We start from the raw sequence: 22,844 nt of genomic DNA on the forward strand, positions 1-22,844 counted from the left end.
TTCGTGGGTCAGGAAGCGCATGCCCGCGGTAGAATGTGCGGTATTCGCTGCTGAGCGTCACTGGGAAGGACAATCAGCTGTTCGAGATCGCCTTGCTGCTTGTAGCCCCGGTAACCCTGACCGGGGCCTTCGGCGTGCCCGCGGTGCCGCTCACGGTGGCCGTCGGCGAGGCTCCCGTCGCCGACCCGATCGGCGGGCCGGCCACCCCGCTCGACCGCCTGCACGGCGTCGCGCTGCTCGACCAGCTCGACTCCCTGCCGCGCGGTGACGTGCGGCTGTTCCTCGACACCCACCCGCAAGCGCTCGAGGAGCTGATCAGCTCGCCCCCGCGCGCGAGCGAGGTCGCCGCCTGGTGGGCGGGCGCGCCGACCTCCGGACGCAGCATCCTGCGCAGCGTCGCACCCGAACTCATCGGCAATCTCGAGGGCGTGCCCTACACGGCGCGCGACATCGCCAACCGCGAGGTGCTGGATGCCGCACGGCAGCAGCTCGACGCCCGGCTCGACGGCATGCTGGGGCGCGCCGAGCGCGGCGAGCTCGAGACCCGCAACCACATGCTCGACCAGATCGAGAAGGCGTTGCGTGGCGAGGAGCGGCGACTTGTGAGCATCGACGTGACGGGCGACGGGCGCGCGGTGATCGCGATCGGCGACCTCACGCGTGCCGACTACGTGAGCTATCTCGTGCCCGGCATGTTCTTCGGCGTCGACGCCCAGATCGAAGCGTGGACCGAGACGGCGCAGACGCTCGTCGACGACCAGGAGCGGTGGTTGCGGGAGTTGAACCCCGGATCGGATGCGGCGGTCGCCGCCGTCGCCTGGATCGGCTACCGCACGCCCAGCCTGGTGAACGTGGCCTCGATGGAGCTCGCCCGTGAGGGGCAGCAGTCGTTCACGGCGTCGCTGCAGGGACTGCGGGCCGCCCGAGGCGACGACCAGCCGTATCTCGCCGTGCTCGCGCACTCCTACGGGTCGACAGCGGCGCTGCTCTCGCTCGCTGAAGACGACGTGCACGTCGACGCGCTCGCCGTGGTCGGGTCGCCCGGCAGCCCCGCGCGCTCCGCCGACGAACTTCACGTCGGCAGCGTCTGGGTGGGGGCGGCCGATTGGGATCCGATCCCGGCATCCGGGGTCTTCGGCAGCCAGCCCGCCTCGCGCAACTACGGGGCGCACCTGTTCTCGGTCGCCGCAGGAAGCGATCCGCTCTCGGGCGCGCAGCTCGGCGGTGCGTTCACCCACAACGACTACTTCGCGCCGGGCAGCATGTCGCTGCGCAACATGGCGCTCATCGCCCTCGGCGAGGGGAGTGGGTGGTGGCTCCCGATCACTCCCGCGGCGACTTCGCGCGCGCCTTCACCCACATCCGCTAGCCACACCGCGGGTTGAGTAGCCCGCGCAGCTGGTCGCCTTCCCGCGGGTTGAGTAGCCCGCGCAGCGGGCGTATCGAAACCCCACCGCCACCTAGACTGGACGTCGTGTCTGAGATCACCCCCGACCTCGTGCGCCATCTGGCGCACCTCGCCCGAATCGGCCTCACCGACGACGAGGTTCAGCGTCTGACGGGGAGCTCGGCGTGATCGTCGATGCGGTTGCCACGGTCACCGAGGTGGCGACACCCGACGTGCCCGCCACGAGTCACCCGATTGCGCTCGGCACCGTGACGCGTCCGGATGTCGTGGGTCGCACGCTCACCCCGGAGGAGGCGCTCTCGGGTGCCCCGGAGCGCGACGGCGACTTCTTCAAGGTCACCTCGATCCTGGGGGAGGAGCAGTGATCACGCGTTCTGCGGCCGAGTTGGCCGAGCTGCTCGATTCCGGCGAGACCTCGAGTGTCGAGCTGACGCAGGCCTACCTCGACCGCATCTCGCAGGTCGACGGCGATGTGCACGCGTTCCTGCACATCAACGAGAACGCGCTCGACACCGCGGCCGCCATCGACAAGGCACGGGCCGAGGGCACGGCATCCGGGCTCGCGGGCGTGCCGATCGCCATCAAGGACGTGCTCTGCACCTTCGACATGCCCTCGACCTCGGGCTCGAAGATCCTCGAGGGCTGGGTGCCGCCCTACGACGCGACCGTCGTCGCCCGACTGCGTGCCGCCGGTCTCGTGCCGCTCGGCAAGACCAACATGGACGAGTTCGCGATGGGCTCCTCCACCGAGCACTCGGCGTTCGGCAACACCCACAACCCGTGGGATCTCTCGCGCATCCCCGGCGGTTCGGGGGTGGATCGGCGGCGGCCGTCGCGGCCTTCGAGGCGCCGCTCGCGCTGGGTTCCGACACCGGCGGTTCGATCCGTCAGCCGGCATCCGTGACGGGCACTGTCGGCATGAAGCCGACCTATGGCGGGGTCTCGCGCTACGGCGCGATCGCTCTCGCCTCCTCGCTCGACCAGGTTGGCCCGGTCGCCCGCACGGTGCTCGATGCGGCGCTGCTGCACGACGTGATCGGCGGGCACGACCCGAAGGACTCGACCTCGATCCCGGATGCCTGGCCGTCGTTCGCGGATGCCGCGCGCGCCGGGCAGCGCGAGGGTTCCGTGCGCGGTCTGCGCGTGGGCGTCGTGACCGACCTGGCAGGCGGCGAGGGCTTCCAGCCCGGTGTCGTGCAGCGCTTCGAGGAGGCGCTCGCGCTGCTGGAGGCGCAGGGGGCTGAGATCGTGCCGATCTCGGCGCCGTCGTTCCGTTATGCGATCGCCGCCTACTACCTGATCCTTCCGGCGGAGGCATCCAGCAATCTCGCGAAGTTCGACTCGGTGCGCTTCGGCCTGCGGGTGACGCCCGACGGTCAGCCCACGGTCGAGGATGTCATGTCGGCCACGCGTGAGGCGGGGTTCGGCGACGAGGTGAAGCGGCGCATCATCCTGGGCACCTACGCGCTGTCGGCGGGCTACTACGACGCCTACTACGGTTCGGCGCAGAAGGTGCGCACGCTCATCCAGCGCGACTTCGACGCCGCCTTCGAGCAGGTGGATGTGCTGGCGACGCCGTCGGCGCCGACCACCGCGTTCCCGCTCGGCGCGAAGATCGACGACCCTCTCGCGATGTACCTCAACGACCTGACGACGATCCCGGCGAACCTCGCCGGCGTACCGGGCATCGCTCTGCCCTCGGGTCTCGCGCCGGAGGACAACCTGCCGGTCGGCATCCAGTTCATGGCGCCCGCGCGCGAGGACGCCCGGCTCTACACAGTGGGTGCTGCCCTCGAGCAGCTGCTCGTCGACCAGTGGGGTGGCCCGCTGCTGGCGCAGGCGCCGGCGCTCTAACCGAGCGGCCCACCTGCGCCGCTGGCTGAAGCGCTAGCGGCGACTGCCCCCCGCTGGCTGAAGCGCCCGCGGCGACTACCTTTCCCCCGCTGGTTGAGGAGCCCGCGCAGCGGGCGTCTCGAAACCACCCCACGGCCCGGTGCGCCACGGCTGGCGTACGAGCTGCGAGATCTCCCTCTTGACGCACCTACCGCATCCGCCCTACAGTTTGGAGCGTACCAATTTGGAGCGCTCCAACGCGCGGAACCCGAAGGAACCACCGACGATGCAGTCGAGCTACACGGCCACCCTCCCGGTCATCGAAACCGACGTTCTCGTCGCGGGCGGGGATGCGCGGGCATCGGCGCCGCCGTCTCCTCGGCCCGCAACGGGGCACGCACGCTGCTCGTGGAGCGCGCGGGGTTCACCGGCGGCATCCTCACCTCGGTCGGCAACCCCTGGTACGACGGCATCGCGCACCTCGGCACCGGGCGGATCGCGCTCGGCGGCATCCCGTTCGAGATGCTCGTGCGCCTTGGGCGCGCGACCCCCGAGACCACGCACCTCGACCACGCGTTCCTGCCGCTCGACCCGGAGCGCTTCAAGCACGCGGCCGACCGGATGCTCGTGGAGCAGTCCGACCGGCTCGACGTGCTCTTCCACACGGTCGTGTGCGACGTGCTGTCGGATGGCGAGCGCGTCACGGGAGTCGTCATCGCCAACAAGGCCGGCCTGTCGCTCGTCAAGCCGCGCATCACGATCGACGCGACGGGTGATGGCGACGTGAGCGCCTGGGCGGGCGCGCCCGTCGCGAAGACCTCGCCGCTGCAGCCGATGACACTGCACTTCCGGGTCGGCAACGTTCACGACACCGACACCCTCACCTCGCGGATGCGCATGGTCGTCGAGCGGCTGCACGACGCGGGCGAGATCGGGCTGTACTTCTTCCACGCCGACCACGACGACTTTGCGCACGCCCCCGACGAGCTCGTGTTCAACCTCACCCGCATCCCGGGGATGCGACCGACCCGGCCGCGCTCACCCACGCCGAGTTCGCCGGGCGGCGCGACGCCGCGACCCTTGTCGACGCCTGGCGCGCCGATGTTCCGGAGTTCCGGGATGCCTACCTCATCACGAGCGGACCGTACGTGGGCGTGCGCGAGACGCGTCGCATCATCGGCGACTACCAGCTCACCGAAGACGACATCCGCACGAGCCGACGCTTCGATGATGCGGTGCTGCGGGGCTGCTTCTACGTCGACGTGCACCCCTCCGATCGTGCCGGCCTGCACGACTACGACGCCTGGACGCCCGAGCCCTACGACATCCCGTTCCGCACCCTGTTGCCGCGCGGCTGGGACGACCTCGTCGTCGCGGGGCGCTGCCACTCAGCGACTCGGCGAGCGGCCGGCTCCTCGCGCGTGACGGCGACGGCGATGGGCATGGGCCAGGCCGCGGGTACCGCGGCTGCCCTCGCGGTGCGCGCCGGCGTCGGCGTGCGTGAGCTGGCCGTCGACGACATCCGATCCACCCTCGTCAGCCAGGGCGCGTTGCTCGACTGACACCATTCAACACAGCAGAGTAGGAGACAACGATGTTCACCCGAATCAAGCCCTGGCTGGCGGTCGCCACCGGGGGAGCGCTGGTGCTCAGCCTTGCGGCATGCACGAGCGAGCCCGCAGACGACGACGGTCCCGTCACGATCGAGTTCTGGAGCATGCCGTTCGGCGGTCATGCCGAGGAGGACGTGGCCGCCTACGTCGAGGAGTTCAACGCCTCGCAAGACGACGTCGTCGTCGAATTCACGGGCCTGCAGTGGGCCGATGGGCGCGACAAGATCATCCAGGCGGTCGGCGCGGGCACCGGCCCGGACGTCTTCATCATGGCGCCGGTCAACCAGGACTTCCTGTCGTCGGGTGCGCTCGCGTCGCTCCCCGAGCTCGGCTATACCGACGAGGATGTCGACCCGTTCCTCGACATCATCGACTACGCCGCCGGTCACGACGGCAAGACCTATGGCGTGCCGATCGGCTACTACGCCAACGTTCTCTACTACAACCAGACGATCCTGTCGGAGTACGGCTTCGATGCGCCGCCGACGACCTGGGACGAGTTGAAGGAGACCGCCGCAGCGATCACGGAGGGATCTGGCGGCGATGTCATGGGGTTCCAGATCAAGGGGATGGACGACCACCTCAACGCCATCAACCACACCTGGGCCAACTTCTTCTACGCGGCGGGGGCATGCAGCTCACCGACGACTTCTCGCAGGCGAACGCCAACTCGCCCGCGGGCAAGGAGGCGCTCGCCTACCTGAAGAGCTTCGTCGACGAGGGCATCACGACGCCCGGCCCGAATGCGGTCGGCGGCTTCATCGACGGCACGGTGGCGATGTTCGCCTTCCAGCAACTGCACCTGCCGGAGATCGCGGCATCCGGCCTCGGCGACGAGTGGAGTCTCGCGCCGATGCCGAAGGGCCCGAAGTCGAGCAGCGCCTACGTGGACGGCGAGTTCCTGGTGGCGAACGCCGCGAGCGACCACCTCGAGGCGGCGGGCACGTTCATGAAGTGGATGACGTCGCCCGAGCAGGCCGTGCGTTACATGGAGCGCGCGCCGATCTTCCCCTACGAGCTCGACAAGGTCGACGACGCGACGCGCGCCCAGGTGGAGGCGCTCGTCGACGCCGACCCGGCACGTGCCGCCCTGCTCGAGCAGCTCACGCTCGCGAGCCCCGAGAACATCATGTTCGAGCGCTACGCGCAGGCCGCTCGCTGGGAGGCGCAGAAGCAGTACCTGGTGGCGGCGATCAACGGCGACATGTCGATCGACGACGCGCTGAGCGCCATCGACGCGGCCGTGAACGAGGCGCTCGAAGCGGCGGCCTACTGATGGCGGCGCGACGAGGTGGGGTGATCGGCCGGCGACGCGAGAACCTCACTGCGTGGGCGTTCCTGCTGCCGGGGCTCATCCCCCTCGTCGCGTTCCTCTACTGGCCGCTCGGGCACGCGTTCGGGCTGAGCTTCTTCCAGTGGAACCTGCTCGGCGAGCCGCGATTCGTGGGCACCCTGCAGTACGAGCGGCTGCTGACATCCGACACCTTCCGCCAGAGCCTTTACGTGACCGCGGTCTACACCGTGGGCGTCTCGGTGGTCGCGTACGGGCTGTCGCTCGGCACCGCCGTGCTGCTGAACCGTGGACTGCGGATCGTGCGCTGGGTGCGCACGGTGTCGCTGCTTCCCGCGATCATTCCGATGGTCGTCGCGGGAGTGATCTGGAAGTTCATCTACGAGCCGACCGGCGGCCCGCTCAACCAGGTGCTCGGGGTGTTCGGCATCGATGGGCCCGCGTGGCTGCAGAATCCGCAGCTCGCGCTCCCGGCGGTCATGGTGGTGTCGGTCTGGAAGGACTTCGGCATCTACATGCTCGTGCTGCTGGGCGGGCTGCAGCAGATCCCGCGCGAGATCGAGGAGGCCGCAGCGATCGACGGCGCGAGCGACTGGCAGCGGTTCTGGCGGGTGAAGTTCCCGATGCTCGGGGCCGCGAACCTCTTCGTGCTCGTGCTGCTCATCTTCAACGCATTCAAGGTGTTCGACCAGGTGTGGGTGATGACGGAGGGCGGCCCGGGCAACGCGACGCTGACGATCATCACGTTCCTCTACACGCGCCTGCTCACCGACGTCGGGTTCGCGGCGGCCGGCACGACCGTGCTGTTCCTGCTCGTGCTCATCCCGCTGTCGCTTCAGATCCTCGCCCGCAGGAAGGCCACCGCATGACCGCCCTCACTCGCATCCAGGCGGCCCGCTCGGCACGCTTCTACGCGGGCCGCGTGCTCATGGGCTTCGCGATGGTCGCGATCGTGGTCTTCGCGGGTGCGCCGTTCGTGTGGATGGTGCTGGCATCCCTGCAGCCGCTGCCGAATCTGCTCGGCGCCCAGATGGACGTCTTCGCGTTCGGCGACGCGACGATCGAGAACTACGTGCGGATCGTCACCGAGAAGGGGTACCTGCAGTGGTTCCTCAACTCGATGATCGTGTGCGCGGTCGTGGTCGGGGCGAACCTCGTCTTCGACAGTCTCATCGCCTACCCGCTCGCCCGGATGCGGTTCGCGGGGCAGAAGGTCGTCTTGCTGCTGGTGATCGCGGCCATCATGATCCCGGCGCAGGTGATCCTCGTGCCGCTGTACGTGCAGATGCGCGACCTCGGATGGCTCGACAGCTACGCCGCGCTCATCGCGCCGTACATCGTGAGCCCCACCGGCATCTTCCTGCTGCGGCAGACCTTTATGTCGCTGCCGCGGGAGCTGGATGAGGCCGCATTCATCGACGGAGCCTCGCGGCTGCGCACCCTCTGGTCGGTGCTGATCCCGAACTCGCTCGCGATGTACGGCACCCTCGCGGTGCTGAAGTTCATGTGGACGTGGGGCGAGTTCGCCTGGCCGTCGCTCGCGATCAACTCGGCCGAGCTGCGCACGATCCCGGTGGGGCTCGCAGGGTTGCGCAGCCAGTTCTCCACGCAGTGGGATCTGTTGATGGCGGGTTCGGTGCTGGCGATCCTGCCGGTGCTGCTGCTGTTCGCGTTCCTGCAGCGCTACTTCGTGGCTGGACTCACCTCGGGAGCAGTGAAGGGGTGAGTTCGCCTTCCCCTACGATCGAGGGGCACGAGCACGAAGGAGGCCGAGCGTGTCGGAACGGCGGCCCACCATCGTCGATGTCGCGCGGGAGGCGGGTGTCTCGCGCTCGCTCGTGTCGCTCGTGCTGCAGAACCCCGACAAGGTGAGCCCGGTGCGCAAGCAGGCCGTGCACGACGCGATGAAGCGTCTGGGCTACCGCCCGAACGCGGCGGCGCGCACCCTCGCGCAGCGCCGCACCGACACCATCGGCGTGCTCGTCTCCGATCTGCACAACCCGTTCTACACCGAGGTGATCGACGGCATCTCGCAGGTGACCGAGACGCTGGGGCTGCGTACGCTCATCGCATCCGGGGTCTGGACCCGAAGGCGGAGCGGGCGGCCGCGAACACTTTCATCGAGCTGCGCGTCGAAGGCATGATCATGATCACGCCGCGGCTGACGAACCAGGAGATCGCCGACATCGCGGCGCTGTGCCCGACGGTCGTCGTGGGTCGCCCGGGCGAGCGGCCGGCTGGGTGCAGTCGGGTGCACACGGATGACGCGATCGGTATCGGGCTCGCGCTGGATCATCTCGTGGGGCTCGGGCATGAGCGCATCGCTCACGTCTCCGCCGGTGACAACCCGGGTGCCCGCGCCCGTGAGGCCGCGTATCGGGATGCGATGGTGCGGCTCGACCTCGAGCGCAACATCGAGGTCGTGAAGGCGGCGCCCAACCAGGAGGGCGGCTACGACGGTGCTCGCGAGCTGCTCACCCTGACCGACGCGCCGACGGCGATCATCGCGTCCAACGACTTCGTGGCGCTGGGTGTGCTGGGCGCGGTGTCGGATGCCGGGCTGCGGTGCCCCGAGGACGTGTCGGTGGTCGGGTACGACAACTCGATCTTCGCCCAGCTGCAGCCGGTGCGGATGACGACGATCAACCAGCCGCGTCGCCTGATGGGCGAGACGGCCGCGACACTGCTGCGCAATCAGCTGGCGGGTCTCGGCACCTCGGCGGTGGCCCTCGAGCCGGAGCTGGTCGCCCGTGCGACGTCAGGTCCGCCGCCGGGTGCGAAGCAGGGCGCCGCCGCTCTGGGATGACGCCTAGTGGCAGTGGGAGTCGTCTGAGGTGACCTGGGGATCGCGGCCGTAGAGCGCAGCTGTCTGCGCGGAACGTATCCAGCGCGTCCCGGCCGCGTCGTTGTTCGGCCACCCCTCGGGCGAGTCCTGCCACGCTTCCTGTCGGCCGTAGGGCAGCAGGTCGACGAGTGCGAAGGTGTGGCTGAGCTGTTCCGTGCCGCGGCCGTTGGTGTGCCAGGTGCGGTAGACGGTGTCGCCGTCGCGGAGGAACACGTTGACGGCGAACCCGCCGTCGCGTGGGGCATCCATGTCGGCGCCGAATGGGCTCTCGTAGGTGGAGTACCACTCCATGCGGTTGCCGACCTTGTCGCGGTAGGCGAGCAGTTCCTCGATGGGCGCTTGCGAGACGATGACGAAACGGGCGTCGTAGGCCTCGAGAAATTCGAGACGCGTGAACTGGGAGGTGTAGCTCGTGCAGCCGACGCATTGCCAGTCGGCGCCGCGGTGCCACATGTGGTGGTAGGTGATGAGCTGCCGCCGGCCCTCGAAGACCTCGGCGAGTGTGACGGGGCCGTGTTCTCCGACGAGCGTGTATTCGGGCAGTGCGACCATCGGGAGTCGTCGACGCTGGGCGGCGATGGCGTCGAGTTCCCGCGTGGCGGCCTTCTCGCGGATGCGCAGGGCGTCGAGCTCTGCACGCCAGGTTTCATGGTCGGCAATGGTGGGAAGCGGGGCGCTCACGTGTCCTCCTCGATCGAATGTGGACACTGTACACATCAATGTCTGGTCGCACCAGACAGCCGGCACGGCAGTCAGGCGCTGAGGAGTCGTTGCAGTGCGGGGCTGCGGCGGTTCAGGGGTGTGCGGCGGAGGGTGCCGTCGCCGTCGGGTCTTTCGAGGAAGTAGTGGCCGTGTTCTCGTCGGATGCGCCAGGTGTTGTTGTGCACGTTGAGGTGGCAGAACCTGCAGAGGAGTACGCCGTCGTCGATCAAGCGTAAATCTGACCGTTACGCACCTCGAACGGGGACGGCCCCAGCCGACTGTCTTTGTGGGAACATGTGTCGCGACAGAGGAGTCACATGACTGAAGAGAAGCAGCCCGAACCCGCGGCAAAGTATTTCGCCCGATTCGGCACCTTCATCCTGACGGGACCTCGAACAGCGAATCCGGAGACTCTGTACACGCGCATAGGCGAAGCAATCAAGGCTGACAATCGGGTGGTCAACGTCGCCCTACCAAAGCTCAACAAGCACTGGATCTCGACAGACGTCTACTTTCCCGGCTCTGTCGACGACCCTGAGGTACTTCTCCAGGGATCCGATGCGATGAGGGGAATCCAGTACCCGCGTCCTTTTGTTTTTGAGCTCAGTGTCCCAATCAAGAATCAGCCGAAGATCTATGGGCGGTCTGCATCATCGGACCACTACTACGTCGCATGGGACGGCTGTATCGCCGTCATCCTCTGGGATGCTGCTGGGGCGGAGAAACCTTCTGGTGCGGCGGGACAGATCCTGATTGAGGTTTTGGAAACGGCTGCCGAATCGCTCGACCTCGATCTCTATGTGCAGGCATGCAGCCCTGGGTGCGAACTGAAGTTTGCCCATCGCGCAATGCTGGTGGAGACAATTCAGGGCGAAGGGCCACGCCCCCGTTCACGGTCGACGAGACCGACATCGTGAGGGTCCAGCTGGGCATGGATGACGAGGTGCCCCTGGCAGCCGCTCTGCACCGCCAACTCGAGCCTGCCGCTGGGGAGTTTGCGCAAGTCAAGAACATCGCCCGCCGCGTGTTGGACATGGAGGACGCGGCCCAGCACATGACCGCGGAGCTGCTCGCTCTCGACTACTTGGCAGTATCCCGCGGAAATCTCCCATTGCGGCGAAGAATCGGAGCCAAGTTCCATGACTGGCGCCACCATCGTGGGGAGGAGGCGCTCGTCGCGTGAGATACCTGATTGCCTCACTGTGGCTGGCCATGGCCCGGGTGGAAGTGCTTCAACAGCGGTATTCGGAGACGCGTCGTCGATTCGATGATCGGCTCACACGATGGACAATCCCTCAGCTGTTTGACCTCGATCTCAAGGCAGATGAAGCCAGCGTCGGACAAATCGACCCACAGTTCGCGCGAGCCGCTGTCGAAAACAGGTCGCTGCGCATCGACACGCGGGTTCTGATCATCTCGACCGTTGTTGCTGGCCTCACGGGCGGACTACTCGGCCTAATCGCCGCTCTTCTGACGATGGCGGCCGGGGGCGGCGCGTAGCGCCGCGCTTGACTTGAATCTGCAACATAACTCGGGAAGCTACGGGAGATCCTTCGGTGGCAACTGATCGTCCGCGGAGCGGGCGATCAGGCGGCAGCCTGTGAGGTAGCCGGGAACGAATGACAGTGGTGTTGTTCGTGCGGTAGGAATGGGTCACCGTCGCATAGCGAACGGTCGTGGTTATGAGACGCGGTCGGCGGCGGAACCGTAGGTTGCTCGGGTCCTCCAGACATAGACATTTTCTGAACTAGCCGCTCTGGCACTTCATCGCGCCTTCGCGCGCGTCTGTCTTTGTAAGCCTGCCGGGTGCCCGCTTCCTCGTTGTCTTGTGCGTTCGCGTGCGCCTCGGCGTTTGCCGATTGGTGTTCTCGATGGGTGTTCCTGTCGACCCCTCCGGGGGTGTTGGTCCAGCTTCGGGCTGGGTGTTCTCGTTGTGTCCGGATGCCGCGGAGGGCGGAGGTTCGTTCCAGCGCTTCGTGCGGAAGTCCTCGCCGTATGTGGCGCGGGGTGCTGCTGCGGATCCTGAGCGGTCGGCGGAGGAGGCGGGGCGGCGGGCGCGGTCACGGTTGCGGCGGTACTGTGCGGCGAACCGGCTGAATCGTCTCGGGACGCTGACCTATCGCGGTGAGGGTTGCCATGATCCGGAGGCAATCCGTCTGCATCTGGGCGAGTTTTTCCGCGAGCTGCGTGATGGGCTCGGGGGTGAGCCGTTGCCGTATGTGTGGGTGCCTGAGTGGCACAAGTCCGGCCACGGGTTGCATGCGCATTTCGCGGTGGGGAAGTTCGTCCCGCGGAGGCTGATCGAGTCGGCGTGGGGGCGCGGGTTCGTGCACATCAAGCTGCTCGGCGATCTTCCGGTCGGCACGACGGCGCTGGGTGAGGGGCGGCGCGCCGCCGGGTACTTGTCCAAGTACGTTGCGAAGACGTTCGCGGACCCGGATGCGCGAGCCCTCGGGCTGCATCGGTATGACGTGGCGCAGGGGTTCCAGCCGGAAACCGTGTCGATCACCGGGCGGACGAAGTTCGCGGTGCTCGAGGAAGCGTCCGGGGTGTTCGGGGACGAGCCGTCGTCGACGTGGTTCTCCTCGGAGACCGAGGGGTGGCAGGGGCCGCCCGCGGTGTGGGCTCAGTGGGGTCGATGAGCCGATGAGTGTCGACCGGGGTGCGTTGCGCGCGTGGGTGGAAGCCACCTGCGCTGCTCAGGGTGTCCCGGTGTTGGTGACCGATGCCGGTGCGGTGTCGCAGCTGCGGACGCTGTTGAGCGTGCGGGGGTCCGCGGAGGGGCCCCGCGAGGGGCCCTCCGCGGGCCCCGCCGCTCACAGGGCCCAGGTGGGCACGATCCGGTTCGGGTCCAGCCCGCGGGCTCCGGGAGTGCCGGGGAGGATGGTCGCGAAGTCGAGGACCGCGGCGATGATCGCGGCCTGCCGGGTGAGGTTGAGCCCTTCCCAGGCGTCGCGTAGACCCGTGCCGTTGCCGATCAGCCCGTCCAGGGTGCTCGTGCCGGTCATCTGTGACAGTTGCCGTTCCGCGGTCTGGATGCGGCGCTCGATCGGTTCGCGGGCGCTCATCCACTCGGCGGTGGAGATCGACTTCGCCGACCACATCCCCGCGAGCTCCTCCATCTGCGCGCGGTCCCTGTCGAGCTCGGCAAGGGTTGCCGCGTAGCGTTCGTCAGCAGCCGCGCGGCCCGCAAGTGCGTCGGCCATAGTGGGGCTGTCGAGGCGGATCAGGACTGCTTCCGCGATCCACTCCTCCAAAGGTGCGGCGACTACGGTGAGCTTCCCGCACCCACCATGGTCGGGACCAGACATGCAGACGTAGCGGCGGGTCTCGACCTTCCGGTCGTTGCGGACTGAGGAGAACAGCTTGTTGCCGCACTTCCCGCACCGCAGCAGACCCGACAGCAGATACCGGCGCGGGGTGCGGCGCCCGGTGACCTTCTTGCGGGCGAAAGCCGCGACCAACTGGTGATGCTGGGCGGGCGTGATGATCGCCGGCCACACCGCCTCGGCGACGACCTCTCCATGGTGGGCGCGGAGGCCGGCGTAACGGGGTTGATGAGGGTCGCACGCAGCACGCTTGTGTGCCACGGCTTCCCCGCGACGGACATGATGCCCTGCTCTTGCATCCAGTTCGTGAGAGACATCAGCGACTCGCCCGCGAGATACCGGGTGGCGAGGTCGCGGAACACCTCCGCTTCGGATTCGATCACGGTCACCCGATCTGCCGCGTAGGCAAACGGGCGGATCCCTCCGCCGCTGACCCGTCCCTGCTCGGCGTTCTGGCGTGCCTTGCTGCGCAGGCGGGCAGACTTCCGGGCGGATTCCTTCGCGGCGACGGCGCCCAGGATCCTCGCCATGAAGAGACCGTCGTCATTGCCCAAGTCGATGTCGGCGGTCACGGTGGCGAAGTGCGTCATCCCCGCTGTGTCGCACACCTGCATGAAGTGTTCCAACTCCACCGGGCGCCGGGTGAGCCGGTCGGTGTGGTACGCGATCACGGCATCCCGACGACCCTCGGCGACGTCCTGCAACATGCGCTCGTACTGGGGCCGCGTCTTGCCTGAGTACGCGGAGATGTCATTGTCGACGTACTCCTCCGCGACGGTCCAGCCGCGCTGCTCGGCAAGCTTCCGACACTCGGCGAGCTGCCGCTCAACCCCGAGACCTTCACCCGTCACATCGCGGGAGATACGTGCATAGATCGCCGCTGCGACCACCTTCGACATGGGGTGAGATTAGCAAGCAATCGCATCGTCGATGTCGGTGCGGCCGTTGTGGGCGTCCCAGTGGTCGATGTGGTGGGCTTCGCACCAGGATGATGGTCGCGCGCACATGATGCATCCGCCGTCGCGGGCGGCCATCGCGGTGCGTTGCTTCTGGGTGAAGAGGCGTTGCTCGCGGCCGAGGTTGAGGGCGCGTCCGTCGGTGGCGAACATGATCGGCACGGCGCCACTGCTGCAGATGTAGCGTTCGGCGGTAGCGATGGAGACGGCGTCGTGCTGGCCTTCGAAGTACGCGGCGCCCGCCCGGGTGCCGTCGGCGTCGGGTTGGGCTTCGAGGTCGGTCTGGGTGACGAGGATGCGCACGGCCGGTTTGCGGTCACCCAGGAGTGTTCCGTCGTCGACGCGCGCACCGATGCGGATGAGTTCGACGAACACGTCGAGGGTGAGTTGCTCGGTGGTGCGCTCGTCGCGGACGATGTCTTCGGCGCGCTGGGCGGCATCCGGGTCGACGAAGCGGGGGCCGCCTCGGCGGGGGAGGTGGCGGCGTCGAATGTCGGCACGACGATCGCCGCGGATTCCGGGTCGAGCAGACCGTGGAAGCTGGTGGAGCCGTCTGGTTGCGTGCGGAACTTCAGGTACCGCTTGTCGCGCAGCGCGTTCTCGCGTGCCGGGATGCCGGCCAGGTCGAGCTCATCCCGCGCGCGGGCGGCCAGCGCGGCCAGGGTCTCGAGCGTCGACTGCGGTGCTGCCGCGATCAGCAGCTTCGCGGCGGCAGTGAGGTCGTCGTCTGCGGCGCCGTCGGCGGCTGCCGCGAGGCGGGTGCGGATGACCTCCGCGGCCCCGACCGAGATCGCGGCGGAGGCGACCGCATCCGCGATCACCGTCTGCCAGCGCGGTGCCGGCGGCTGCGATGCCGAGTCGTCGCGTGTCGAGGTCGGCAGGAACTCGGCCGCCTTCACCAGCGTGTGAGCGTCACGGCGGGAGGTCGCAGTGACCTTCGCGATGAGATCCTCCGCCGACCGCACCCCGTTCGCCTGCGCGAGCCCCGCATGCCCCAGCTCGCGGCGCGAGCGGTGGGCGATCTCCCCGGCGAACGCCGCGGCCACCGCATCCACCCGCCGCCGCAGCTCCGCGACCGCACGCTGCCCATCCAGCAGCTCCGCATCCGTGAACCCCGCCACCGCGGGCACCGCGAAGGGTGCCGCAGCATCGCCCAGAGCGGCGAGGAAGGTGGGGAACGAGGGCATGCTTGATTCTCCCATGAAATCGAACGCATATTCGAAAGTCGTGGAGAAGTCGCACGCGCGAGGGCTGTGAGCGACAGGAGGCGCCGCATTGCACTCGGCGCGCCTCCCGCCCCCATAACTCCCGCGAGCCGCCCCGTCAACGGGCTGGGCGCATCCGCTCGTTTCGCGTCGGATGGTGGTGAGACGAAGGAGACCCCTATGACGCAGATCACCGAAAGCATCGACGTCGACGTTCCCGTCACGACGGCCTACAACCAGTGGACCCAGTTCGAGTCGTTCCCGCACTTCCTCGACGAGGTCGAGTCGATCACCCAGCAGGACGACACCCACGTGCACTGGAAGGTGAAGGTGGGCGGCGCCGAGCGCGAGTTCGACACCGTCGTCACCGAGCAGCACCCGGATGAGCGCGTCGCATGGAAGAGCACCGGCGGTGACACCCAGCACGCGGGCGTGGTGACCTTCCACAAGCTCAGCGACACGAGCACGCGCGTGACCGTGCAGCTCGACTGGGAGCCGGAGGGCGTGCTCGAGGTGCTCGGCTCGTGGGTCGGCGCCGGTTCGCACGCCGTGCGCAAGGACCTCAAGAACTTCAAGGAGTTCATCGAGAACGCCGGCGGCGAGACGGGTGCCTGGCGCGGCGACGTGCCGCGCTGAGCCGACTGACTCGGCACGGCTGAGCCCCCAGCTGGCCGGCTGAGCCGGCCCAGCCCCTGGCTGACCCCGCGGCCCGTCACCCCGGATGCATCGTCATCCCCGGTGGCGGGCCGCCAGTCCGTCGAGCACCAGTTCCAGCCCGTGCTCAAACTCGTTCGCGTACGAGTAGTCGCGCCCGATCACGAGCTCGGTCACGAACTCCACCATGTACGGGTACTGCTCCGCCGGCAACGCGAGCTCGGCCGCGAAGTCCTCGACGGTCTCATCGGCTTCGAACGGCAGCCGCTGCTCGGTGAGCACGAACCCGTACACGTAGGCGTCGAGCACCGAGAAGGCGTGCGCGGCGAGCTGGATGCTGAAGCCGTTGCGTCGCAGGCATCCGATCACCGCGTTGTGGTGGGCGAGCACCGCGGGCCCCGGCGTTCGGCGCGACTCCACGAGCGCGAGCCCCCACGGGTGCGCTCCGAGCACCTCGCGCTGGGAGTGTGCGCGCTCGCTCATCGCCGTGCGCCATTCGCCGTCGAGCGAGGGCAGATGGATGCGCGCGAACACCCAGTCGGCGAGCTCGTCGAGCAGCTGCTCCTTGCCGGCGATGTGGTGGTAGAGCGACATCGCCTCCACGCCGAGCGCGCGGCCGACGGTGCGCATGCTCACGCCGTCGAGTCCGCTCGCATCGGCGACGGCGGCGGCCGCATCCACGATGCGTTCGCGTGTGAGCGGGGCGCGTGGCGGCATCCGTCCTCCCGACTTGCGTTCTTACAGGTGTAAGGCTAGCGTATCCGGCATCAGGCTTACAGGTGTAAGGAGAGCGGATGCGCGCCATCGTCGTCGAGAGCTACGGGCCCCCTGAGGTGGCCCGGGTTCGCGAGCTGCCCACCCCGGAACCGCGGGCGGGCGAGGTGCTCGTGCGCGTGCACGCGGCCGCCGTCACGAGCGGCGACGCCCGCATGCGCTCGGGCAGCTTCCCGCCCGGGTTCGCCGTTCCGGGCAAGCTCGCGATGGGCATCCGCGGGCCGCGGGTGCGCGTGCTCGGCGTGGTGTTCTCGGGCGAGGTCGCCGCGCTCGGCTCTGGCGTCGGCCATCTCGCCGTGGGGGAACGGGTCAGCGGCATGACGGGCGCCGCGTGCGGCGCACATGCGGAGTTCGTGCGGGTGAAGGCCGCGAAGGCGCTGCCGATGCCCTACGACCTCACGTATGACGCGGCCGCCGCGGTGCTGTTCGGCGGCAGCACGGCGCTCGACTTCCTCGTGACCAAGGCCGGGCTGGAGGCCCGCCTCGCCGCGAAACCCGACGCATCCGTGCTCGTGAACGGCGCCTCGGGCGCCGTCGGGGCCGCCGCCGTGCAGCTCGCCCGCCACCTGGGCGCGCGCGTCACGGGCGTCACGAGCGCCGCGAACGCCGAGTTCGTGCGCGGCCTCGGCGCCGAGCGCACGATCGACTACCGCGTCACCCCCGTCGACGCCCTCGCGGATGCGGGAGAGCGTTTCGACGTCGTGCTCGACACGGTCGGCAACCTCTCGGCAGCATCCGGACGCCGGCTGCTCGCCGACGGGGAGTGCTGCTGCTCGCGGTGGCGGGACTCGGCGAGACGATCGCCGCGCGCGGCAACGTGAAGGCGGGGCCGGCATCCGAACGCCCCGAGCATCTCGCGCGCGTGCTGCAGTTCGCCGCCGACGGGGTGCTCAGCCCGCTCATCGAGGCGAGCTACCCGCTCGAGGCGGTCGCCGAGGCGTATGCGCGCATCGACTCGGGCCGCAAGGTCGGCAACATCGTGCTGCGGCCGTAGGCGGCGGCGGTCAGGCGGTCGGTGCGGGCGGTGCGGGCGTCGGTTCCGCAGCCGCCACCGGCGCCGCCGACGCTTCCGGCGTCAGAATGAGGTCGGCCCGCTCCGCGCTCGCCTCGATAAGGCGCGCATTGCGCTCGTCGACCGTCTCCACCCACGCCTCGGCCGCATCCCGCGTGCGCCCGAAGCGCATGTGCCGCTCCACGAGCCGCTCGACGCGCGTCGCCTGCGGGATCCGCAGGAACCAGGTCTCATCGAGCGCCGCCCGCACATCCGCCCATGCGCCCTCGTCGAGCAGCAGGTAGTTGCCCTCCACCACGACGATGTCGGCGTCGGCGGGCACCACGGTGCCGGCCGCGATGGGCTCCTCGATCGAGCGGTCGAAGGTGGGGGCGTAGACGTCGCCCGTGGCGGTGCGGATGCGGTGCAGCAGCGCCGCGAGCCCCTCGGCGTCGAAGGTGTCGGCGGCACCCTTGCGCTCGGCCTGCCCGAGCAGCCCGAGCACGTGCTGCGAGTAGTGGAACCCGTCCATCGGCACGAGCGCCGCGCAGGCCCCGAGCTCCGCGACAAGCGCTTCGGCGATGGTCGATTTGCCGGCCCCGGGCGCCCCGACGATGCCCAGCAGCACCCGGTGGCCGCGGTCGGATGCCAGCCGCCGCGCGCGGGCGGCTAGGTCGACCACGGTCGGAGGTGCGGCATCCGCGACGCCGTTGGGCAGCATGCACCCACGATGCCAGCAGCGCGCCACGTGCGCCAACGCGGGCCGCCTAGGATTGAACCCATGGCCAAGCCCGACCTCATGGACTTCGACAAGGCGCTCGAACTGTTCGAGCCGGTGCTCGGATTCGAGGTGCACGTCGAGCTCTCGACCGCCACGAAGATGTTCAGTGACGCCCCGAACCCGGCAGCGCCCGGCGGCTTCGGCGCCGCCCCGAACACGCAGATCACGCCGCTGTGTCTGGGCCTGCCCGGCAGCCTGCCCGTGGTGAACGAGAAGGCGATCGAGTACTCGATCTCGCTCGGGCTCGCGCTCGGATGCCAGATCGCCCCGTCGAGCCGCTTCGCCCGCAAGAACTACTTCTACCCCGACCTCGCGAAGAACTACCAGATCAGCCAATACGACGAGCCGATCGCCTTCGAGGGTTCGCTCGTGATCGAGCTGGAGGACGGCACCTCGGTGACGATCCCGATCGAGCGCGCGCACATGGAGGAAGATGCCGGCAAGCTCACCCACATGGGCGGCGCGACCGGACGCATCCACGGCGCCGAGTACTCGCTCGTGGACTACAACCGCGCGGGCGTGCCGCTCGTGGAGATCGTGACGAAGCCGATCTTCGGCACCGAGCATCGCGCGCCCGAGGTGGGCAAGGCCTACGTGGCGACGATCCGCGAGATCGCACGCTCGCTCGGCATCTCGGAGGCGCGGATGGAGCGCGGCAACCTCCGCTGCGACGCGAACGTGTCGCTGCGCCCGCGCACCGCCCCGGCGGCCGAGCTGGCGGACGGCCACGACGCATCCGTCAACCCGCACCCCGAAGTGAAGCTCGGCATCCGCACCGAGACGAAGAACGTGAACTCGTTCCGCTCGGTGGAGCGCGCGGTGCGCTACGAGATCCAGCGCCAGGCGGCGATCCTCGCCGCGGGCGGCACGATCACGCAGGAGACGCGCCACTGGCACGAGGACCGCGGGGTCACCTCGGCCGGGCGCCCCAAGTCGGATGCGGACGACTACCGCTACTTCCCGGAGCCCGACCTGCTGCCGATCGAGCCGAGCCCCGAGCTCATCGAGCAGCTGCGCGCCGCCCTGCCGGAGTCGCCGGCCGTGCGTCGCCGTCGCCTGCAGGAGGCGTGGGGTTTCACCGACCTCGAGTTCCGCGATGTGAAGAACGCCGGACTGCTCGTCGAGGTGGAGGAGACGGTGGCCGCGGGTGCGGCGCCGGCTCAGGCCCGCAAGTGGTGGACAGGCGAGATCGCCCGCATCGCGAACACCCGCTCGGCCGAACCGGGCGAGCTGGTGTCGCCGCTGCACGTGTCGGAGCTCATCGCCCTCGTCGAGTCGGGCGACCTCACCGACCGCCTCGCCCGCCAGGTGCTGGAGGGCGTGATCGAGGGGGGGTCGACCGTCCGAGGTGGTCGAGAAGCGCGGCCTCAAGGTCGTGTCTGATGACGGCGCCCTTATCGCCGCGATCGACGAGGCGCTCGCCGCCCAGCCCGACGTGCTCGAGAAGATCCGCGACGGCAAGGTGCAGGCCGCCGGTGCCGTCATCGGCGCCGTCATGAAGGCCATGCGCGGGCAGGCGGATGCGGCGCGCGTGCGGGAGCTCGTTCTGGAGCGGGCGACGCAGGAATAGTGCGGATGGCGCTCGTGAGGAAGTGTGGCTCCTCGTGGGCGCGGCGATCGTATTCGCGGTCGGGCTGGGTGCTCGTCGTGGTCGGGCTAGTGCTCGCGGCCGGGCGGGTCGGATTTCGGCTTGGCCGACGCCGTGCGCTGAGACCTCACCCGGATGAAGCGGGTTACCTGCGAGTGCACCTCGTGTCCTGACGCGAAAATACAACGGCCGTACTGCCACGCATCACCTCTCGCCTAATCGAAGTGGAGCGCGAGATCTGCAGCGAGCCGAGAAGCGCGATTGATGGAGGCATCGGTGAGGCCCGTGCTGTCGGTTAGGACTCGGAGTTTCTCTCGCTCGAGATGAGAGCGGACGATCGAATGGACGTCGTCGTGGAGCAAGGTGATGTCGACCTGGACACCTCCAAAGGTGACGCCGTTTGCATTCGATACGAGGAATGGTGAGTCGCTTCCGTCGAACGCATCCACGAGGGCGGCATCGTCGGTGACAAAGGCAATCGGCAGCGGCCGGATGCCTTGCATGGCTGGCGCCGACAGAATGAGCGGTATCCGCGTGTACATCAGGTCCCATGTGGCCCCCAAAGCGCGTCCGCGAGACCGCGTGAACGACCGAGCTTGAGCAAGCGCGCGGCCTTTCCGGGTTGATCGCCGCGTCCGGCAAGGAGCTTGAATCCAACCCACGCCTCATGGCTGGGTGACAGTTGCAGATCCGACTGCAGCCAACTCGCGAAACGTTCCACGCGCTCTCGACGTGCAATCGACTGGTCTCGATAGAGCTTTGCCGCCATCAAGAGTGTCGCGTACGAGATCATGAACCACGCCCGGAATGGGTCGGGAGTGTAGGGAATGTCATCAGGCTCGGAGCCGATCACCAAACCTCCACTCTGCCCTCCGCTCAATAGGTGCAGCAGGTAGTCCGGCACCTGGGTGAGATACACGGATGCGACGTCGGTGCGAGCGTTGTAGCGATCCACGTTGTACGCACCTGCCGTGCGCCGCGTTTCGGCTTCCGCAGCTGCGATTGCCCCCATAACCACTGTGCCTCGGCGCATGCCCAGCGCGAGTTGCCGTAGTCGCTCACTCTCAGCCGAATTGAGGTTCAACGGCTCGAAACGTGCCTGCCTCCGATGAATGTGTTCGATGCGAGAACTGATGTTCCAGTCGAGCATTACTGTCCGCGCCATCGCCAAACTGCCCCGCGGGAAGTCAAAGTAACCCCGTGTAGAACGGGCGACCGCCTGGGAAGTCGCACTAAGCGAGGGGAGGGGAACCCTACCGGAAGCCCGAATGCATTGACATTGCCTTCGTCGTCAACCTTCGGTCGCTTCATGCCCGTAGATTCTGCTTGGATCGGCTGACATTGGCCGCTGCCACATCTCCGCGGCCCCGATTGCGCAACCGAAGACTCCCGTCCAGCGGTGGCGTATCACCACAGATCAGGAGTCACCCAACCCTCAGCAGTCCCAGTAGTTTGATTGGCCATGACGAACGTGCCACGGTGCCGCAGTAGAGGTCGGAGTGGCCAACGGCCCAGTGACGATGCGCTTGCCGACTGGATCAGATACGTCGAGCAGGCGCTGCATCGCCCGACCTTCACGGTACGGCCTAAGTATGCGAAGGACTTCGAAGTCCTCTATGGAGTGATTCTCCAGTCCGCGCGGTACGGCATGGCCTTCCTGCAGCTCCGCGAGGCCGGTCTCCATCGCGAAGCGGAGGCCTTGGCAAGGGCCGCGATGGAGCATGCCATTACCGCGCACTGGGTCTTCTTCACCGAAGGCGGTCGTGACCGGTTTGTGGTTGCGATCAACGCAGACTTTCGCAGGTACTACGAGGTGATGGCCGAGTGGCTCGAAGACTCAGCCCTGCAGAAGAAGGTTGAAGAGATCTCGGAATACCCCGGCAGGGGCATGCCCAGGTTCACCCAGATCATGAACGACTTCGGCGGAAGCTTCCTGACCACGGCATACAGGTCGCTCTCACTGAGCGTTCACCCCACTCATAACACAGTGCTCAAGTACCTCGAGCACAGCGACGGGGGAGTCGAAGTGCGAACCGAGGCGCGCGACGCGAACTCGTTCCCTGCGCTTTACTTGACCGCTATCAGTTCGATGCTCGCGCTCTCGTTGGTGGAGTTCATGATTGATCCGTCGCGTGCCGAGGAACTCCTCGACGATGCCTCTGAGCGCCTCCGCTTGCCGATCTTCATCCACGCAGAGCTGCCGGAAGGAAAGCGGCGAGCAATCTGACGCGACCGTGAGACCTTCCGGTCGCTCCTACTCGGGTCGGTAGCGACAACGAGTTCCGCGACGTGAAGAACGCGGGTCTGCTCGTCGAGGTGGAGGAGAAGGTGGCCGCGGGTGCGGCGCCGGCCCAGGCGCGCAAGTGGTGGACGGGCGAGATCGCCCGCATCGCGAACACCCGCTCGGTCGAGCCGTCGGAGCTCGTGTCGCCACTGCACGTGCCGGAGCTCATCGCGCTCGTGGAGACCGGTGAGCTCACCGACCGCCTCGCGCGTCAGATGCTCGAGGGCGTCATCGAGGGCGAGGGTCGCCCCACCGAGGTCATCGAGAAGCGCGGCCTCAAGGTCGTCTCCGACGACGGCGCCCTCATCGCCGCGATCGACGAGGCGCTCGCCGCCCAGCCCGACGTGCTCGAGAAGATCCGCGACGGCAAGGTGCAGGCCGCCGGCGCCGTCATGAAGGCCATGAAGGGCCAGGCGGATGCCGCCCGCGTGCGCGAGCTCGTGCTGGAGCGGGCGACACGCAGGGCTAGTCATGCCTGCATAACGCTGCTGCGGGAGTGTGGCCTCCTCGTTGCAGGATAGGTAGCTCTCCGCCTTGCGCGATGACGCTATGGCCTTGCGGTCACGAGCCACGCGCCCGGGCGACGAGTA

Annotated in this window: 25 protein-coding genes and 6 pseudogenes; 21 read left to right on the forward strand and 10 right to left on the reverse strand. The window is 68.1% G+C overall.

Annotation, left to right across the window (positions count from 1 at the left end; translation table 11 throughout):
* Positions 1–35: 35 nt before the first annotated feature.
* The 11 genes and pseudogenes from QQK29_RS11650 to QQK29_RS11700 all read left to right on the forward strand — a co-directional run bounded on the left by QQK29_RS11650 (position 36) and on the right by QQK29_RS11700 (position 8,951).
* Complete coding sequence (locus tag QQK29_RS11650; protein WP_284300462.1) at positions 36–1,385, forward strand: alpha/beta hydrolase; 1,350 nt, start codon at positions 36–38, stop codon at positions 1,383–1,385.
* Positions 1,386–1,474: 89 nt separating this feature from the next.
* Positions 1,475–1,773 (forward strand): annotated as a pseudogene (gatC, locus tag QQK29_RS11655) (Asp-tRNA(Asn)/Glu-tRNA(Gln) amidotransferase subunit GatC).
* Positions 1,770–3,262 (forward strand): annotated as a pseudogene (gatA, locus tag QQK29_RS11660) (Asp-tRNA(Asn)/Glu-tRNA(Gln) amidotransferase subunit GatA). The pseudogenes gatC and gatA overlap by 4 nt, the downstream one beginning before the upstream one ends.
* Positions 3,263–3,355: 93 nt before the next feature.
* Positions 3,356–4,138, forward strand: a pseudogene (locus QQK29_RS11665) (FAD-dependent oxidoreductase); the annotation flags it as partial.
* Complete coding sequence (locus tag QQK29_RS11670; protein WP_284301964.1) at positions 4,033–4,803, forward strand: FAD-dependent oxidoreductase; 771 nt, start codon at positions 4,033–4,035, stop codon at positions 4,801–4,803. The pseudogene QQK29_RS11665 and the gene QQK29_RS11670, both read left to right, overlap by 106 nt.
* A gap of 32 nt (positions 4,804–4,835) precedes the next feature.
* Positions 4,836–5,558 (forward strand): ABC transporter substrate-binding protein, encoded by a 723-nt coding sequence (locus tag QQK29_RS18710; protein WP_284300463.1) that lies wholly within the window; start codon positions 4,836–4,838, stop codon positions 5,556–5,558.
* Positions 5,486–6,130, forward strand: a complete 645-nt coding sequence (locus QQK29_RS18715; protein WP_284300465.1) for an extracellular solute-binding protein — start codon at positions 5,486–5,488, stop codon at positions 6,128–6,130. The genes QQK29_RS18710 and QQK29_RS18715 overlap by 73 nt, the downstream gene beginning before the upstream one ends.
* A gap of 20 nt (positions 6,131–6,150) precedes the next feature.
* Positions 6,151–7,014: a carbohydrate ABC transporter permease gene (locus QQK29_RS11685; RefSeq protein ID WP_284300468.1), complete on the forward strand. Its 864-nt coding sequence runs from the start codon at positions 6,151–6,153 to the stop codon at positions 7,012–7,014.
* Complete coding sequence (locus QQK29_RS11690) at positions 7,011–7,871, forward strand: carbohydrate ABC transporter permease (RefSeq protein WP_284300470.1); 861 nt, start codon at positions 7,011–7,013, stop codon at positions 7,869–7,871. The genes QQK29_RS11685 and QQK29_RS11690 overlap by 4 nt, the downstream gene beginning before the upstream one ends.
* Positions 7,872–7,920: 49 nt before the next feature.
* Complete coding sequence (locus tag QQK29_RS11695; RefSeq protein ID WP_284300472.1) at positions 7,921–8,289, forward strand: LacI family DNA-binding transcriptional regulator; 369 nt, start codon at positions 7,921–7,923, stop codon at positions 8,287–8,289.
* Between the two features lie 2 nt (positions 8,290–8,291).
* Positions 8,292–8,951 carry a LacI family DNA-binding transcriptional regulator gene (locus QQK29_RS11700; protein WP_284300474.1) on the forward strand — a complete coding sequence of 220 codons (660 nt, stop codon included), beginning with the start codon at positions 8,292–8,294 and terminating at the stop codon, positions 8,949–8,951.
* A 3-nt stretch (positions 8,952–8,954) separates the two neighbouring features.
* On the opposite strand, the gene QQK29_RS11705 is transcribed toward QQK29_RS11700, so the two are convergent.
* Both QQK29_RS11705 and QQK29_RS11710 read right to left on the reverse strand, forming a co-directional pair.
* A complete protein-coding gene (locus QQK29_RS11705) occupies positions 8,955–9,671 on the reverse strand; it encodes a DUF899 domain-containing protein (RefSeq protein ID WP_284300476.1) in 717 nt (238 codons plus the stop codon).
* A gap of 71 nt (positions 9,672–9,742) precedes the next feature.
* Positions 9,743–9,922, reverse strand: a complete 180-nt coding sequence (locus QQK29_RS11710) for a hypothetical protein (RefSeq protein WP_284300478.1) — start codon at positions 9,920–9,922, stop codon at positions 9,743–9,745.
* Between the two features lie 87 nt (positions 9,923–10,009).
* Here QQK29_RS11710 and QQK29_RS11715 point away from each other — a divergent pair, with 87 nt between their 5' ends.
* From QQK29_RS11715 to QQK29_RS11730, 4 genes are all read left to right on the forward strand, one after another.
* Positions 10,010–10,609 carry a hypothetical protein gene (locus QQK29_RS11715; protein ID WP_284300480.1) on the forward strand — a complete coding sequence of 200 codons (600 nt, stop codon included), beginning with the start codon at positions 10,010–10,012 and terminating at the stop codon, positions 10,607–10,609.
* A gap of 14 nt (positions 10,610–10,623) precedes the next feature.
* Positions 10,624–10,875: a hypothetical protein gene (locus QQK29_RS11720; protein ID WP_284300482.1), complete on the forward strand. Its 252-nt coding sequence runs from the start codon at positions 10,624–10,626 to the stop codon at positions 10,873–10,875.
* A complete protein-coding gene (locus QQK29_RS11725; RefSeq protein WP_284300484.1) occupies positions 10,872–11,192 on the forward strand; it encodes a hypothetical protein in 321 nt (106 codons plus the stop codon). The genes QQK29_RS11720 and QQK29_RS11725 overlap by 4 nt, the downstream gene beginning before the upstream one ends.
* Before the next feature lie 338 nt (positions 11,193–11,530).
* A complete protein-coding gene (locus QQK29_RS11730) occupies positions 11,531–12,334 on the forward strand; it encodes a rolling circle replication-associated protein (protein ID WP_284300486.1) in 804 nt (267 codons plus the stop codon).
* Positions 12,335–12,508: 174 nt separating this feature from the next.
* Here the strand turns inward: QQK29_RS11730 and QQK29_RS11735 are convergent, their stop codons facing one another.
* The 4 genes and pseudogenes from QQK29_RS11735 to QQK29_RS18720 all read right to left on the reverse strand — a co-directional run.
* Entirely contained in the window at positions 12,509–13,057 is a 549-nt protein-coding gene (locus QQK29_RS11735; protein WP_431308795.1) for a hypothetical protein, read from the reverse strand.
* On the reverse strand, positions 12,961–13,920 hold the full coding sequence (locus tag QQK29_RS11740) for a recombinase family protein (protein ID WP_284300490.1): 960 nt from the start codon (positions 13,918–13,920) through the stop codon (positions 12,961–12,963). Before QQK29_RS11740 ends, QQK29_RS11735 begins: the two co-directional genes overlap by 97 nt.
* Before the next feature lie 9 nt (positions 13,921–13,929).
* A complete protein-coding gene (locus tag QQK29_RS11745) occupies positions 13,930–14,352 on the reverse strand; it encodes an HNH endonuclease signature motif containing protein (RefSeq protein ID WP_284300492.1) in 423 nt (140 codons plus the stop codon).
* A 155-nt stretch (positions 14,353–14,507) separates the two neighbouring features.
* A pseudogene (locus tag QQK29_RS18720) lies at positions 14,508–15,179 on the reverse strand (DUF222 domain-containing protein); the annotation flags it as partial.
* 183 nt (positions 15,180–15,362) lie between these two features.
* On the opposite strand from QQK29_RS18720, the gene QQK29_RS11755 reads away from it, so the two are divergent.
* Positions 15,363–15,818 carry an SRPBCC family protein gene (locus tag QQK29_RS11755; RefSeq protein WP_284300494.1) on the forward strand — a complete coding sequence of 152 codons (456 nt, stop codon included), beginning with the start codon at positions 15,363–15,365 and terminating at the stop codon, positions 15,816–15,818.
* 93 nt (positions 15,819–15,911) lie between these two features.
* On the opposite strand, the gene QQK29_RS11760 is transcribed toward QQK29_RS11755, so the two are convergent.
* The gene (locus QQK29_RS11760) at positions 15,912–16,553 is read right to left on the reverse strand and encodes a TetR/AcrR family transcriptional regulator (protein ID WP_284300496.1); all 642 of its coding nucleotides are present in this window, start codon (positions 16,551–16,553) and stop codon (positions 15,912–15,914) included.
* A gap of 77 nt (positions 16,554–16,630) precedes the next feature.
* On the opposite strand from QQK29_RS11760, the gene QQK29_RS11765 reads away from it, so the two are divergent.
* Together QQK29_RS11765 and QQK29_RS11770 are read left to right on the forward strand one after the other, a co-directional pair.
* On the forward strand, positions 16,631–17,431 hold the full coding sequence (locus QQK29_RS11765; protein WP_284300499.1) for an NAD(P)-dependent alcohol dehydrogenase: 801 nt from the start codon (positions 16,631–16,633) through the stop codon (positions 17,429–17,431).
* Complete coding sequence (locus QQK29_RS11770; protein WP_284300500.1) at positions 17,389–17,604, forward strand: zinc-binding dehydrogenase; 216 nt, start codon at positions 17,389–17,391, stop codon at positions 17,602–17,604. The genes QQK29_RS11765 and QQK29_RS11770 overlap by 43 nt, the downstream gene beginning before the upstream one ends.
* Before the next feature lie 10 nt (positions 17,605–17,614).
* Here the strand turns inward: QQK29_RS11770 and QQK29_RS11775 are convergent, their stop codons facing one another.
* Positions 17,615–18,322, reverse strand: coding sequence for a nucleoside/nucleotide kinase family protein (locus QQK29_RS11775; RefSeq protein WP_284300502.1), 708 nt, complete (start codon positions 18,320–18,322; stop codon positions 17,615–17,617).
* A gap of 60 nt (positions 18,323–18,382) precedes the next feature.
* On the opposite strand from QQK29_RS11775, the pseudogene gatB reads away from it, so the two are divergent.
* A pseudogene (gene gatB, locus QQK29_RS11780) lies at positions 18,383–19,952 on the forward strand (Asp-tRNA(Asn)/Glu-tRNA(Gln) amidotransferase subunit GatB).
* A 233-nt stretch (positions 19,953–20,185) separates the two neighbouring features.
* On the opposite strand, the gene QQK29_RS11785 reads toward gatB, so the two are convergent.
* Complete coding sequence (locus QQK29_RS11785; RefSeq protein ID WP_284300504.1) at positions 20,186–20,473, reverse strand: hypothetical protein; 288 nt, start codon at positions 20,471–20,473, stop codon at positions 20,186–20,188.
* A gap of 38 nt (positions 20,474–20,511) precedes the next feature.
* The gene (locus QQK29_RS11790; RefSeq protein WP_284300508.1) at positions 20,512–21,120 is read right to left on the reverse strand and encodes a hypothetical protein; all 609 of its coding nucleotides are present in this window, start codon (positions 21,118–21,120) and stop codon (positions 20,512–20,514) included.
* Positions 21,121–21,618: 498 nt separating this feature from the next.
* On the opposite strand from QQK29_RS11790, the gene QQK29_RS11795 reads away from it, so the two are divergent.
* Together QQK29_RS11795 and QQK29_RS11800 are read left to right on the forward strand one after the other, a co-directional pair.
* Positions 21,619–22,197, forward strand: a complete 579-nt coding sequence (locus QQK29_RS11795; protein ID WP_284300510.1) for a DUF5677 domain-containing protein — start codon at positions 21,619–21,621, stop codon at positions 22,195–22,197.
* A gap of 41 nt (positions 22,198–22,238) precedes the next feature.
* A pseudogene (locus QQK29_RS11800) lies at positions 22,239–22,775 on the forward strand (hypothetical protein); the annotation flags it as partial.
* Positions 22,776–22,844: the final 69 nt, after the last annotated feature.

The organism is Homoserinibacter gongjuensis, from assembly GCF_030161875.1.
Classification (GTDB): Bacteria; Actinomycetota; Actinomycetes; order Actinomycetales; family Microbacteriaceae; genus Homoserinibacter; species Homoserinibacter gongjuensis.